The 14,573-nt window shown below is 45.5% G+C and carries 9 protein-coding genes; 6 read left to right on the plus strand and 3 right to left on the minus strand.

What is annotated here, in order from left to right; translation table 11 throughout:
* Nucleotides 1–54: 54 nt before the first annotated feature.
* From Q0Y65_RS11305 to Q0Y65_RS11315, 3 genes are all read right to left on the minus strand, one after another.
* Nucleotides 55–624, minus strand: coding sequence for an RNA polymerase sigma factor (locus Q0Y65_RS11305; RefSeq protein WP_297959821.1), 570 nt, complete (start codon nucleotides 622–624; stop codon nucleotides 55–57).
* On the minus strand, nucleotides 617–1,528 hold the full coding sequence (locus Q0Y65_RS11310) for a hypothetical protein (RefSeq protein ID WP_297959823.1): 912 nt from the start codon (nucleotides 1,526–1,528) through the stop codon (nucleotides 617–619). The genes Q0Y65_RS11305 and Q0Y65_RS11310 overlap by 8 nt, the downstream gene beginning before the upstream one ends.
* Nucleotides 1,529–1,661: 133 nt before the next feature.
* Entirely contained in the window at nucleotides 1,662–2,939 is a 1,278-nt protein-coding gene (locus Q0Y65_RS11315; protein ID WP_297959825.1) for a hypothetical protein, read from the minus strand.
* 251 nt (nucleotides 2,940–3,190) lie between these two features.
* Here Q0Y65_RS11315 and Q0Y65_RS11320 point away from each other — a divergent pair, with 251 nt between their 5' ends.
* The 6 genes from Q0Y65_RS11320 (at nucleotide 3,191) to metF (ending at nucleotide 14,507) form a co-directional block, all read left to right on the plus strand.
* A complete protein-coding gene (locus tag Q0Y65_RS11320) occupies nucleotides 3,191–3,970 on the plus strand; it encodes a hypothetical protein (RefSeq protein WP_297959827.1) in 780 nt (259 codons plus the stop codon).
* Nucleotides 3,971–4,334: 364 nt separating this feature from the next.
* Nucleotides 4,335–9,767, plus strand: coding sequence for a lectin-like protein (locus Q0Y65_RS11325; protein WP_297959829.1), 5,433 nt, complete (start codon nucleotides 4,335–4,337; stop codon nucleotides 9,765–9,767).
* 244 nt (nucleotides 9,768–10,011) lie between these two features.
* Nucleotides 10,012–10,332 (plus strand): hypothetical protein, encoded by a 321-nt coding sequence (locus tag Q0Y65_RS11330; RefSeq protein WP_297959831.1) that lies wholly within the window; start codon nucleotides 10,012–10,014, stop codon nucleotides 10,330–10,332.
* A complete protein-coding gene (locus Q0Y65_RS11335; protein WP_363293549.1) occupies nucleotides 10,329–11,264 on the plus strand; it encodes a LysR family transcriptional regulator in 936 nt (311 codons plus the stop codon). Before Q0Y65_RS11330 ends, Q0Y65_RS11335 begins: the two co-directional genes overlap by 4 nt.
* Before the next feature lie 98 nt (nucleotides 11,265–11,362).
* Nucleotides 11,363–13,636, plus strand: a complete 2,274-nt coding sequence (gene metE, locus Q0Y65_RS11340) for a 5-methyltetrahydropteroyltriglutamate--homocysteine S-methyltransferase (protein WP_297959833.1) — start codon at nucleotides 11,363–11,365, stop codon at nucleotides 13,634–13,636.
* Nucleotides 13,623–14,507, plus strand: coding sequence for a methylenetetrahydrofolate reductase [NAD(P)H] (gene metF, locus Q0Y65_RS11345; RefSeq protein ID WP_297959835.1), 885 nt, complete (start codon nucleotides 13,623–13,625; stop codon nucleotides 14,505–14,507). Before metE ends, metF begins: the two co-directional genes overlap by 14 nt.
* The last annotated feature ends 66 nt before the right edge of the window (nucleotides 14,508–14,573 follow it).

The raw sequence follows: 14,573 nt of genomic DNA on the forward strand, positions 1-14,573 counted from the left end.
AAATAAACGCAGAAAGGAGCAGGTCAATATGACCTGCTCCTTTTTTATCTGTTGTCAGATACAGTTATTCTTTTCCAGAAAAGCACGAAGCTGCTTTTTGCTCCTGAAAAGCATATTTGATATCCTGAAAGAAACGATATCCAGGCTTCTGGCTATCTCCTTAACGCTGTAGCCAAAGAAGAAGCGCTTTACAAAGACTTGTCTTTCAAGCTCGGGCAATCCCGATAAAAAGGTGTTTATCTGCTCCCTGAGATAAGTCCCGTCATACTCTTCCTCAGCATTTCCCACATCGGAAATGAACTCGCAGAGCTCGTCAAAAGACGTCCTGGGATAATCTCTCTTTTGCGAATGATTGTATTCCAGCTTTTTCATTGCGTGATTGCGTGCTACTCTGCAGCTGAAGGCCTTGAGATTGTCAGGCTGCTGTTCAGGCACCGATCTCCACATATTCAGCAGGAAATCATTGTAGCATTCTTCGGCGTCCTCGGGAACGCGCAGAAAGTTTGAAATGAGCCTGCGGCACAGCCTGCCGTACTTGTTTTCCGTGAACTTTAATGCTTTGTCGGGCTCATTCCTGTAGAGTTCGATTATCAGATCATCGCTTATTTCATCAATATTATTCATCATCTTTTATTATGTATGGTGCAGTAACGGCGCTTGTAAGCAATTGATACTCCATATAGGTATACGCTTCATCGTCGGGACGCTTGCTGAGATCAAATGCTTCCAGCACTTCCTTCTCGTCTATGGAACACTTATCCTGTTCCGCAAGAGCGCCGACCACCAGCATTTTCTTGATGTAGTCCTCTCCCTGTTTATAACAGCTGTCAAAGAACTGCTTCTCCGACATATGGAGATCCTCTGTATAATACGTCTTCAGGTCCTTATTGTAAAGATAAGCCTCATCAACATAGCTGTTGACCACAGAAACAGAATAATCCGTTACCTGTTGCTTATCCATATCGAATTTGCACTTATCGATAAGTTCCTCTAAAATGTCGTCCTGTGCGCCTAATATAGCAGCGCTTCTATTCTCGTTATTCAGTGAATCCCGGAGGCTGGCAAGGTAATCCGAGACCGAATCCGCGTTGAAATACTCACGGACGACCTCGTCATTCAGCTCGGGAGCCACCATTTTTCCTATTCTTTTTATAGTAATTTCGTAGCGATAATCATGTCCCTCAACATTCTCATGGACCTCATAAGTATCGCCCTTTATATGTCCTGTCAGTGATCTTGTAACCACCGACTGATCGTTCTCGTCAATACACAGGTATTCATCATCACCTGAGAATATTTCTTCATCTCCCTCGTATTTTACGAGGGAAAAGTTTACACAGTCATTTTCCTTTATCTGCTTTGCCGAAGGGTCAGCCCTGAATGAACGGTTCATATCAAGCTGATCGGCAACATAATCATCTATTTCCTTCTGACTTACCGAGCTGTCAGAAACATCTATCTTTCCGATCTCGTTCAGGCCGCTAAGCTCAGTGATCCTGCATTTATCCACATTGAGATATCCCATCATTCTGCTGATATCCGGATGAAGTCTGACTTCATCCGGATTCTTAGCAGAACAGTGCCAGATCACTGCTGCTGTAAGTATAAGAATTATACTTATCGGTAATGCAGCTGAAAAAGCACGTTTTTTAGTCATGGGATCAATACGGCTCAACGCCCATATCGCTGAGGATGTAAGGGCACTTTGTATAGTAATTGTAAGTGTCGTTACCGCCTACAAGTGTACCTGCAACGAGGTATCCGCCCTCACCGTCAGGATTGAAGTATGTGAAGAAAAGTCCGCCGCTGTCTCCGCCTTCAGCCTTTATCTTGCACTTTACCTGATGAGTATGGCTTACTCCGCTGATCGTAACAGAGCAGTCAGAGGATGTTACTGTACCTGTTGTCAGGCCTGTAGTTGAACCTACCTTATAGATAGTTGAGTTCTTTGCAACATTTGTCATATACTTATATCCGACAAATGAATAGCTGCCATAGCTGTTGGAGAAAGTATTTCCGCTGTAGAGGCGTACAAATGCAGCGTCACAGCTTCCTGAATTCTGATCGATCATTGCGTTGCCGATACGATCGGAATTGTTGAATGAATTTGAAGAATAAATATACTTGCCGGACTCTAAGCCCTGGGTACCGTGTGCTGCTGTGGTAAAGCCGTAATACATAGTGCCGTTCTTCTTGTAGCGGGCTCTGTATCCGATACTGAAACGGCTGTATGTAATGGAATTGCCGTTTCTTGACTTTATACCATATATAGCTCTTCCGGGACGAACAGTCACCTTCAGTTCGTTATCGGTAGTGTCTTCATTCTCAAATACGACGATATCGCCGCAATCGAAGAGCTCGTCAAGAACTGCCTGTGTTTCATCGTCAAGTCCGGGAACATAAACCACGATCTTGTTTAATTCCTCATCGATGGAATTTGATGTGATCGATGAAAGGAACTCATAAAGGTCAGTATCACCGTTTGCCTCAGCCTGAGCAAGCTGCTCTGCAAGAGCGGCCTCGAATTCCTCTCTTGCCTGCTGAAGGTCTTCATACGAATACTGTACCCTTTCAATAACTATATCAGAAATGTCTGTAGTACAAATGCTGTCTATTTCATTGGTGATATCTTCATCAGAGCCTACAGCATCTGCTGCGCAAACAACGAGATTATTGTCCTCGTTGATATATCCGCCTGCATAATCAAAGGAAAGAGTTTCCTCATCATCTGATAATGCTGTCGAAAGCTCAGTGTAGATAGAATTGCTTTCCAGCTGCTGCTCCATTGCTTCTGCATCCAGCTCGGGAGCCTCTGCTGCCGAATAAGCTGCCATGAGGAGATCGCCGCCTGTTTCTGCTGTTTCGGCAGATGCCATCATAGGAGCGACCATAGTTAACGCGTAAACCATTGATGCGATAGTTGAAATTGATTTTTTCATTTAATTCTCCTTAGTTTGTTGTGATGTAGTGGTGTGATTATTGTTGAAGATGTTATTCGCGCGTATAACACCGTCATTATAGCATGGTAATATCGTTACGTCAACCATTTTAATTGTTAACATTCTGTGAATTCTCGGCCGGAGCCAAAATATATATATCTGTTTTCGTACATATAGAGCAAAGGGAAGATATCGAACCTTTCAACGTATATAAATTTTTTATCGGCCTTTAGAAAGGAACAGTGATCATTATGAAACGAAACGAGGTTAACAAAATGCTCAACGGCATAGATGACAGATTCATAAGCGAAGCTATACAGGATGATACTGCGGCAAAGCGCAGCGGAAAAGGCAGAAAAATCGCTGTGATCGGTTCGATCGCAGCGTGTATGTGCCTGATCGCAGGCTCCGTATATCTCACGGGTAAGCCCGGCAGGAACAAGGAGCAGCTGGGCGTATGTATCTCACACGACGGCGTCAATATGTTTTATGAGCAGGAAGAACTCATACGGCTCAAGGACTTTATGCTGAAAAACGAAAAGGGCGAAAAGATCGATGAATTCAGCGACGAGACAGTCAGCTGGTATAAACTGAAGGATTCGGACGATGTTAAGACCCTGATACGCGATGACGGAAATGATATCACCGAATGGAAATTTGTAAGCTATTCATTTGACGATAATGATGACAAGAACATGAAATGGATCGCTGAAAATGTCTTCGCCATTGGCTCGGCGGAGGACATAAAGAGTATGACCATAGATGATGAAGAATTTGAGCTTGACGACAGCCGGAAGGAAAAACTCTATAATTACATTTTAGCATTGAAGTCCCCGCAGAGCGACGAGGAGCTGTCTTTGATCGAAGGCATATACGGAAGCTCCGAAACAGTGAAACTGAGCGTCAATACTCCAAAGGACACTGTGGAATTCCTGCTTTATCCGAACGAAAATGTACTTCAGCTGAATGAAGGGAAAATATACTCTTTATTCACCGTGATGACAGACGACGAATTCAGCAATATGCGTTAGATCCCGCAATAAACAGGTCATGCCTGTTATCTGACCCTTAACACAGTATAATCAAAAAGCCCTTTCACGGACAGACCAGATCTGTAATGTGAAAGGGCTTTATCATTAACGATAAACTAAATATATTATATATTTATGGCCGTTCCATAGGCTTACAATTTTATGTCTTCGCAGAGTATACAATAATCCATATTATTGTCGGATAGTTATATTCAGATTATCTCAGGCGCGTTTAATATGTGCATTTCCCCGAAGAAAAAATACATTTTGTCAATTCCGTTGATTTATATATAAGAAGTATATATAATAATAATGGCAGGATGTATTTTACCGCTCTTTATAACAGAGCAGAAAGGAGTTTTTTATGCACAAGGATATTAGTAAAAACCTGAACAAACGAATTCTGTCATTACTTGCTGCTTCTGCCGTGACATTCAGTCAGATCATAACTGTAATGCCAATGCAGGCTACAGCAGCTGAAAGTGATCCGGACACCGGTATCTCAGATTCGCCCGAAATAATATGCGGCGACGCTAACGGCGACAGCATTATCGACGCAAAGGATTTTTCGATCATCGAAAAATATGCACGCACCGGTGATGAAAGCGGTATCAATCTTATCGCCGCAGACGTTGACATCAGCGGCAAGGTGGATCTTCGTGATGCAGAGATAGTAATGCAGCACTATGCGCTGCTCTGCACCGGAGCAACCGGATTCGTTTTTCCCTTTGAAGGTGAACTCGAATGGAAGACTTATCCTGATCCTTCCAATTATCAGATTGTAAACAAGGGCATGACCTGGGAGGAAGCCGAGATCTACTGCGAAGAAAACGGCGGACACCTTGCGGTCATTACTTCCGATAAGGAACAGATAATGATCGAGTCTCTCATAAGAGCACAGTCCGAGATCAAAAACAATTACTGGATCGGTATGCTCAGAGACAATAGTGTTGATTTCAGCTGGATAACCGACGAAGCTGTTGATTATACAAACTGGAATCCCGGCGCTCCCAATACCGAAAGCCAGAAAGCCGTTTCACTATTCGGCAATCCTTATGACCCGTGGGGAGCACAAGTGGGAAAATGGGATGATATGGATGCAAACTGCGAAAATGGTTCTTCTTTCTGTGATATGGAGAACTTCGGCTTCATTATGGAGAAGGACGGAAAGGCTCCGAAGTACAAAATATGGACCGACGAGACAAGTCTTCCCACAGCAGGTTTCTACAAGCTTGGCTGTGACGTAACAATTTCGAGAATAAGTGTAAACAAGTTCCTTGATCTTGATCTCAATGGTCATACCTTAAATGCAGAAAGAATAAACTGTGACAAAGAAGTTATCATAAGAGACACTGCCGGCGGCGGTATCATGAATGCCACATCATCGGGAACTCTCCTCGATGTTGATGGTAAGCTTACGATATACGGCGGCACCATCAACGGTAATGATACAGGCAATGATTCCGCTACAGTAGGAGTAAACGGCAGAGGCTGTTTCACACTGTACGGCGGCACTGTTACCTCATATTACAGCAACCCCCTCTCTCTCAGATCAAGCTACGGCACTACCGACCTCATCGGCGGTGCTCTCAAGAAAAACAGCAAAAGCACAACAGGTATTTATTCAGTAGGCTGTGCAATATGGATGAACGGAAATTATTCCGGTAATCTCAATATCTCCGGTACAGATATCAGTTCTGATATCAGTTGTGCTATCTATGGAGAATGTTCAAGAGGTTCCATCAATATATCCGGCGGTAATATAAGCAGTGCAAATGAATATGGTATATATATCAAAGGAGATACTACGATAAACCTTCAGGGAAGGATCTCCATAAAAGGAAAAAAAGGCGGTATATATATACCCAAGGGGAAGAAGATAAACATAACAGGCTCTGTAACAGGCGCTGATACAACTATCTATTCCGAAACTTCGGGCGTTATAACAAACGGACTGTCACAGTATGTTGACACAAGATATATATCTCCTTATATATCCAAAGCAGGCGTAAACGGCGTAATGACTGTAAATGAAAACGGAGAGCTGTACTTTACTATCGATAATGAAAAGGATATGTATCAGGTCTTCAATACAGGTCTTTCATGGGAAGATGCAAAGGCTTACTGCGAAAGCATAGGCGGTCATCTGGCTGTTATCACTTCTCCTGAAGAGCAGACACTGGTAAACAGCGTCATCCAGGCAAGCAATGCTGAAAAAGCATATCTCTGGGTCGGCGGCTACTGCGGAGAAGACCGCGTATTCAAGTGGATAACCGATGAAGCAATGGAATATACAAACTGGTCCTCAAATCAGCCCGACAATGACGGCGGCAGCGAAGACCGTATAATGGTATTCCGTTCAAACGGCAGATGGAATGACAATCCCAACAATGGCTGGATGAGCAATGTAAACAATATGGGCTTTATCTGCGAGTGGGACGCTCCCATTTCAAAGCCATATCCGGAACCCACAACAACAACAACAACAACAACAACAACTACTACTACTACTACGACTACCACATCTACCACATCTACTACATCTACCACATCTACTACAACAACTTCTTCTACTACATCAACAACTACTACGATCCCGTCTCAGGTTCCGCCACGCAAGCTGAAAATAGACGGAAAAGTCGTAGTCAAGGAAATGTCTCTTCCCGAGATAATTGAGGCAGGTATCGATGTTACCGATCCGGCTAATTACCACGTTTACAAGTATGAGGTAAAGCTTACATTCGGTGCAGAACAGTACTTCATGCTCAACTATGTGTCCAAGGACGAAGACGGCAACACCCAGGTCGTCAGAAAGAAAGTAATATACAACGGAGTAGAAGCTCCTATCATCGGACACTGCACATTAGTTGACGAAGAAATGTACATGATAGTCACAGGTGAGTGCAAATGGCTCAAGGAATTCTATGAGGTACAGCTCATCGTTGTCAATAATGATGCTTTCACCCTCAAGGACTGCAAGGCTTCCATAGACATGCCGGAAGGTCTTACCCTTGTAAACAGCGATATAACTCAGCATCTGGGCGATCTTGAACCCGGTGAGTATATGAACGCTATATGGTACGCAAGAGGTGATAAAGCAGGTGATTATGACCTTACAGCAAAATTCTCAGGAAACAATGCAGGTAATTACAACGAATATACATTCAAGACAGAAAATCCCCTCCATGTATATGCAGGAGATGCCCTTAAAATGACTGTCCATGCACCTATTTATTCATACTACGGAGAGCCTTACAAGCTTACCATAGAGCTTAAAAACGTTTCTCCCAAGCCTATTTACGGACTCCAGCATACTATAAAACAAATTGAGCAGTCCTATCATGGCACTCTGTATAAACAGGACAGAAACGGAAATATAACCGATTCAAGAGAATTCGGCGGTGAGCTTTACAATACGCCCATGAACGACAGTATCACACTGCCCGTTCTGAACCCGGGAGACACTCTTGTTACTACCGTATACATAATGGACTCATGGAGATCATTGCTTGAGCTCACAACAGAATACAACAAGCTCCTCAGTGATTTTGCGGTTCTTATGACCAGTCTTGTCCCCAATCCCCTTCTTGCAGGTCCAAATATGCTGGCCTCAATGATGTCTTCTTTCTATGCAAATCTGAAGACAGAGCATTATCTCAAAGATGTAGCAGTAACTACTCTGGCGGGCTCAACTACAGAGATACCCTATGAGATAGTTTATGAGGATATTTCTGATGAAATGAAGATGAAGTATCAGAGCGGCAATATGCTTATCAGCGTCATGAACTCAGGTATTCAGAGTGCGTTATCAAATCTCCCCGGATACAGTGCAGGATTTGCAGCCGGTCAGGCGCTCGCTCTTTCACAGGATAGAGATTCTTATTCAGAGGACGAATACCAGTATCAGCAGGCACAGTATGTAGGTGATGTCACAAACGGTATCATTGGAGATGTATACGGTGCGTTCGATATGGATGTCAGCCTGCCGATAAGTGAAATGATGGAGATCGGAAAGGATCTTGAATACTTCTACAGTCCTCCGACCACCGGCGGTCTTGTTGAATTCGGAATCATCCTTAACGACACAACTCCAGCACCCAAGGGCGCACCCGGACAGCACAAGGTAAAGGCTGCTCCCGAGAGTATATACGACCTATTCGATATTTCTATCGAGGACGGCGATTACACCGAAAAGGACGGCAAGATCTACCTTGACGGTCCTGCCCTTATCAGAATAACTCCCAAGAAGGCAGGTATCTGTGCAACAGTAAGCCTTACAAACGAAGACGGCACCATCAATGCAGAGAGAACATTCGCAACAGTTCCCGAGCATGAATGCTGCGGCAGACACGCTGTAATGTCACCTGCGCACGACGGAAACACTGCTCTTGAAGCTACATTCTGTTCAGTATGCGGCGCATTCATGGGCTGTGAGTACCTCCCCGAGGATGCAGTAGCAATGCTCAGCACAGGCGAAAACTTCGACAATATCTATGATGCAGCAGAAGCTGCAAATGCTTCCGATGAAGCTGTCAGACTGTATCTCTTCGGCGAGATAAACATTAACAAAGATATCACCTTTAACGAAAATGTTGAGGTATGGATAGTTCCCGATACTCTTCTCAATATTGCTGAAAACTGCAAATTTGAGACTCAGGGCACTCTGAACGATTACAGAGACACGGAAAGCGACACAGTAAAGATACGCCTCAACTACTGGGACGGCAGAAGCGAGGTAATGGAAGTTGAAAACGGAACAGTTATTGACAGCCTGCCTCAGCTCGGCAATGACCAGTGTTCATTCGGCGGCTGGTTCAAAGACAGTGAGCATACTATTGCATTTGAACCATTCATAGCCGGCGAGCACAGCAATTACTATGTATTCTATGCCGATACCCACCACCACTTCAACAACCGCGGCAGATGCAGCGATTGCGGAGAGATAAGAAACGGCAGAGACGCCTTCATCAAGGCCGGTGCATCAATAGGTGATACCGTAACTATCAGTCTCATTGCAGCTCTCAGTCCCGAAGCAGCTGCAGATAAGGAAGCTTATGCCGAGTTCAGACTTTCAGACGATAAGGTATACATACAGAAACTCTCCGACGCTGCGAATAACGGCGACGGCACCTATACCTTCAGATGCGAAATCAAGCCCATATATATCGATAACGATTTCAGACTTCAGATACATTATTCTGACGGTACAACGGGTTCTGAGCTGACATACAGCGTAAGAAACTACCTCAACACTCTTAAAGGCATGGAAATCCTTGACGAGGACTCTGTTCACTTCATTGACTCGCTTATAAATTATGCTGAGCGTCTGAAGGAGTATACAGGCGAAATAATTGACGAAAAGGACGATATCACTGTAAATGGTGACGCTTCTCTCGGAGATGAATACAAGCTCGTTTCAAGGAGCTTCGGCAGCGACCTCAGAGCATCCTATGCATCAATGAGCATGAGCGACCGTATAAGTCTTACAGTCAAATTCAAACTTGAGGAGGGCAAATCCATAAGCGATTATGACTTTACCATTGACGGCATGAAGGCTCTTGCTGTTCAGGAAGGCAATATCGCTTCCATAACCCTTGACAAGATCTCACCTGATATGTACGGCAGAATGCATACCTTCAGAGCAGAAGCGACAGACGGAAGCTCAGCATATGCCGAAGTCGATTTCAGCGCATTTTCCTATGCGAAGCTTGCAATGGAACAATACGATGACGAGAAGCTCATAAATGTTATGAAGGCACTGATAATCTACGGCAAAGCTGCCGATAAACTCAAATAAAAAAGGAGAATATAAACATGAATGAATATATTACTCCCGAACTTGAAATACACAGGTTCGAGGCTGAGGACGTAATAACCACATCAAATATAAATTTCCCCGAAGTATCTTTAGAGGATAAGAACTGATCCTATATCTGAAAAGCTATTAATAATGCAGCGCTCAGGAGCAATAATGCTCCTGAGCGTTGCTTTTTCAGACGGTTTGTGATATAATTAGGGAAAATACCATATACGGAGGATGCATGAAGAAGATATTATTAAAATCACTTATAACCGCTTCGGTCATCGAACTGGCAGGAGCGATCATTAATCTTGTCTCATACTTTGCAGACGGAACATTCATACTTGCAAAGAAGTTATACGGCGGCGAATGTGTAGAACAATGCGGCTTCGGCCTGCTCCTGACCAGGATCTATCCTATGGATACGGCGCATGATACCCATGCAGGCAGCACCAGAATATCAATTGATATGCCGAGTCTGTTGTTTACACTTGCAGCAGGCTTCGCCGCGGCATTTATTGTATTCCTGATCTTACATATCGTTAAGAAGGAAAAAGAATGATATTCAGGGAGGTCACAATGACACTTCAGCAATTAAAATACATCATTATGATAGCAGAAACAGGCTCTATCACAATGGCGGCGGAACGTCTCTTTATCGCCCAGCCCAGCCTCTCCAAATCCGTTGCGGAGCTTGAAAGGGAAATGGGCATAACCATCTTCAACCGCAGCAACAGAGGCGTGTACCTATCGGAAGAAGGCACGAGATTCCTGTCCTATGCACGCCAGATAGTAGAGCAGGCAGAGCTCCTTGAAAACGAATACAAATCCGCCCCTCCCCCAAACAGAGCCTTTGCTGTGTCGTCACAGCATTACGCATTTGTAGTCAATGCTTTTGTGGAGCTTGTACGGGAATACGGCAGGGACAGATATGAATTCACTCTCCGCGAGCTGAAAACCGCCGAGATCATCGAGGACGTCCGCACCCACAGAAGCGATATCGGAGTATTATACCTGAGCAGGTTCAACCGCGAGGTGATCCGTCATATACTGCAAAACGAGGAACTGAGATTTGAGCCGCTGTTTACCGCCAAGCCTCACGTCTTTGTCAGCAGGAACAATCCTCTTGTGGGCAGAGAGACCGTTACACTCGATGACCTGAAAGCGTTCCCCAGACTTACATACGACCAGGGCGTCAGAAACTCGTTTTACTTTGCCGAGGAGCTGCATATCACGGCTGAAAGTCCGAAAAACATTGTTGTCTCTGACAGAGCCACGCTTTTCAATCTGCTGATAGGTCTTGACGGCTACACCATATCCTCCGGCGTACTGAGCGAGGATCTCAACGGAAGCAATATAGTATCTATCCCGCTTGAAAGCCATGAATCAATGGAAATAGGCTATATCACCACGACAGACCGTCCCATGAACGATATCACCCGCAGATATCTGGAGCACCTAAAAGAGTACATCGAAAACTACTCTCTGACATAGCTTTTAGCTATGGCACAGCATTTCTTTTTGATATTAACACATTGCCAAAGGATATGATATAATAGACCTTGCAATAAATCATACCGGAGGAACAGGCAATGAACACATCAATCATCGGATACCCGAGAATAGGAAATCTTCGTGAACTCAAATTCGCAAGCGAGAAATACTTCCGCAGAGAGATAACCGCAGAAGAGCTTGAAAAAACTGCAAAAGAGATACGCTCATACAATCTGTCCTTACAGAAAAACAGCGGTCTCGATCTTATCCCCTCAAACGACTTTTCATTCTATGACGGTATGCTGGATACGGCTTTTCTCCTGAACGCCGTACCTGCAAGATACACCTTCCTCGGCCTTTCGGAGCTTGATACATATTTCGCAGCCGCAAGGGGCTATCAGGGCAAAAACGGCGATGTCAAGGCCCTTGCAATGAAGAAATGGTACAATACGAACTATCACTACATGGTGCCCGAGATCGATGACGATACAGATATCCGCCTTGCTGGCACAAAGCCCTTTGACCTGTTCAGTGAAGCTCTCGGCAGCAGCGTGAAGACAAAGCCCGTCATCATCGGCGCATATACCTTCCTGAAGCTGGCAAGATACAAGGGCACAAAAAAGGCGTCGGATTTCATTGAGCAGACTGCTGCTGCATATTCCCAGCTTCTGAAAAGGTTCAGCGAACTCGGAGCGGAATGGGTCCAGCTTGACGAACCGTCGCTGGTCATGGACATGAACGCCGCGGACATACAGCTCTTCTCTGCACTTTATGAAAGGATACTGCCAGACAGAGGCGCTGTAAAGGTCCTTGCACAGACATATTTCGGCGATGTACGCGACTGCTTCAAGGAGCTCTGCTCTCTTGACTTTGACGGTATCGGACTTGATTTTGTTGAGGGCAAAAAAACTCTTGAACTGATAAACGCAAACGGCTTCCCGAAGGATAAGGTACTGTTCGCAGGTGTTGTGAACGGCAAGAATATCTGGCGCAACAACTATGCCTCAACTCTCCTTGTCATAGATGAGCTGAAAAAGCATACCACGGACATAGTACTCAGCACATCCTGCTCTCTCCTGCACGTTCCCTGTACTCTTGCAAACGAGACAAAGCTGGCGGAAAGCTATAAAAAGCACTTCGCCTATGCAGAGGAAAAGCTGGCGGAGCTTGCCGGGCTGAAGAAGATAACCGATTCGGAGTACCCTCTTCTGACCGAAGAATACCGCCGCAATTCGGCGCTTCACAGCGAGACCCGTTCAGGCAGGAACGACGCCGTAAGAGAAAAGGTGACAAAGCTGACAGATGGGGATTTTGTACGTTTCCCCGATTTTTCAGAGCGCGAGCGCATTCAGAAGGAGCGCTTCAGACTGCCCGTCTTACCTGCCACAACAATTGGTTCGTTCCCTCAGACAGCCGATGTAAAGGCAAAGAGAAAGGCATTCCGCAGCGGTGAGATATCCGAAAGCGATTATGAATTCTTCATCGAAAAGAAGATCGCAGAGTGCGTTGCCTTGCAGGAGGATATCGGACTTGACGTTCTCGTTCACGGCGAATTTGAACGCAACGACATGGTGGAATACTTCGGCGAATGCCTTGACGGCTATATCTTCACGGAAAAGGCATGGGTGCAGTCCTATGGCACACGCTGCGTAAAACCGCCTGTTATTTGGGGAGATATCTCCCGTGCAAAGCCCATGACCGTAAAGTGGTCGGTATACGCTCAGACCCTGACGGATAAGCCGATGAAGGGTATGCTCACGGGGCCCGTAACTATTCTGAACTGGTCGTTCCCCCGCGAGGATATTTCACTCAGGGAGAGCGCATTGCAGATAGCTCTTGCTATCCGCGAGGAGGTCCTTGATCTTGAAGCAAACGGCATCAGTATCATTCAGGTGGACGAGGCTGCGCTCCGTGAAAAGCTGCCTCTCAGGAAGTCTGACTGGCGCTCGGATTATCTTGACTGGGCCATTCCTGCGTTCAGATACGTACACAGCGGCGTAAAGCCCGAAACACAGATACACACTCATATGTGCTACAGTGAATTTGCCGATATAATCAGAGATATCGACGATATGGACGCCGACGTCATCACATTTGAGGCGTCTCGGTCCGATCTGACTATACTTGACGTGCTGAAGGAGAACGATTTCCGCACCGAAGTAGGTCCGGGCGTATACGATATACATTCACCGCGAGTTCCGTCAAAGGAAGAGATAAAGGCAGCGATCAAGAAGATGCTTGAGCGCATACCTGCCAAAAAGCTGTGGATAAATCCTGACTGCGGACTCAAGACCAGAGGAAATGAAGAAACTGTTCCAAGCCTTAAAAATCTTGTGAACGCAGCAATAGAGGTGCGAAATGAAAACTGCTGAGCTATTTGAACAGAAAACTGTTTTTTCGCTGGAGGTCTTCCCTCCCAGACCTGACGCGGACGAGAGAGTGATATATCAGACCCTTGAACAGCTTTCCGATATAAAGCCTGATTTTATCAGCGTGACATACGGTGCAGGCGGCGGAAAGAACGGCTGCAAGACTATACGGATAGCTTCCGACATACAGAACAGATACGGCGTGGAGAGCGTCGCTCATATGCCCTGTATCGGCCTGACAAAAGCTCAGGCAAGGGAGATACTTGACCGTATGCAGGAAGCGGGCATAGAAAATATCCTTGCGCTCCGCGGCGACAGGACTGACGGTGCGGAAGCAGGCGGCGACCTCCGCCATGCAAGCGATCTCATCACATTTATCAGGGAGAACTACGACTTCAACATCATCGCTGCCTGCTACCCCGAAGTCCACCCTGAAAGCAGAAATGCGGTGGATGATCTGAAATGGCTGAAGTACAAGGTTGACTGCGGTGCGGATCACCTTATCACTCAGCTTTTCCTTGACAACGACTATTTCTATGACTTCCGCGAAAAGACTTGTATCGCAGGGATAGATGTACCCATAGAAGCAGGAATAATGCCTGTGACCAACAAGCGGCAGATACAGCGTATGGTGAAGCTGTGCGGAGTTGAGCTGCCAAAGAAATTCGTCCGTGTACTTGAAAAATACGAGCATAACGAAACCGCTCTGCGTGACGCAGGTATCGCCTACGCCATAGATCAGATCACTGATCTCATAGCCGAAGGCGCGGACGGTATCCACCTTTATACCATGAACGACCCGTATGTAGCCCACAGGATATTTGACGCAGTTCAAAGCCTGCTTTCTGTTTCCGCAGCAGTTACCACCGGTTAAAAACGCACAGGACATCTTGATATGATCCCCTTAGAGCAGACACACAAAAGTGTGAAAACTCAAAGG

It is taken from the genome of uncultured Ruminococcus sp. (assembly GCF_947301925.1).
In the GTDB taxonomy this organism is placed as follows: Bacteria; Bacillota; Clostridia; order Oscillospirales; family Ruminococcaceae; genus Ruminococcus.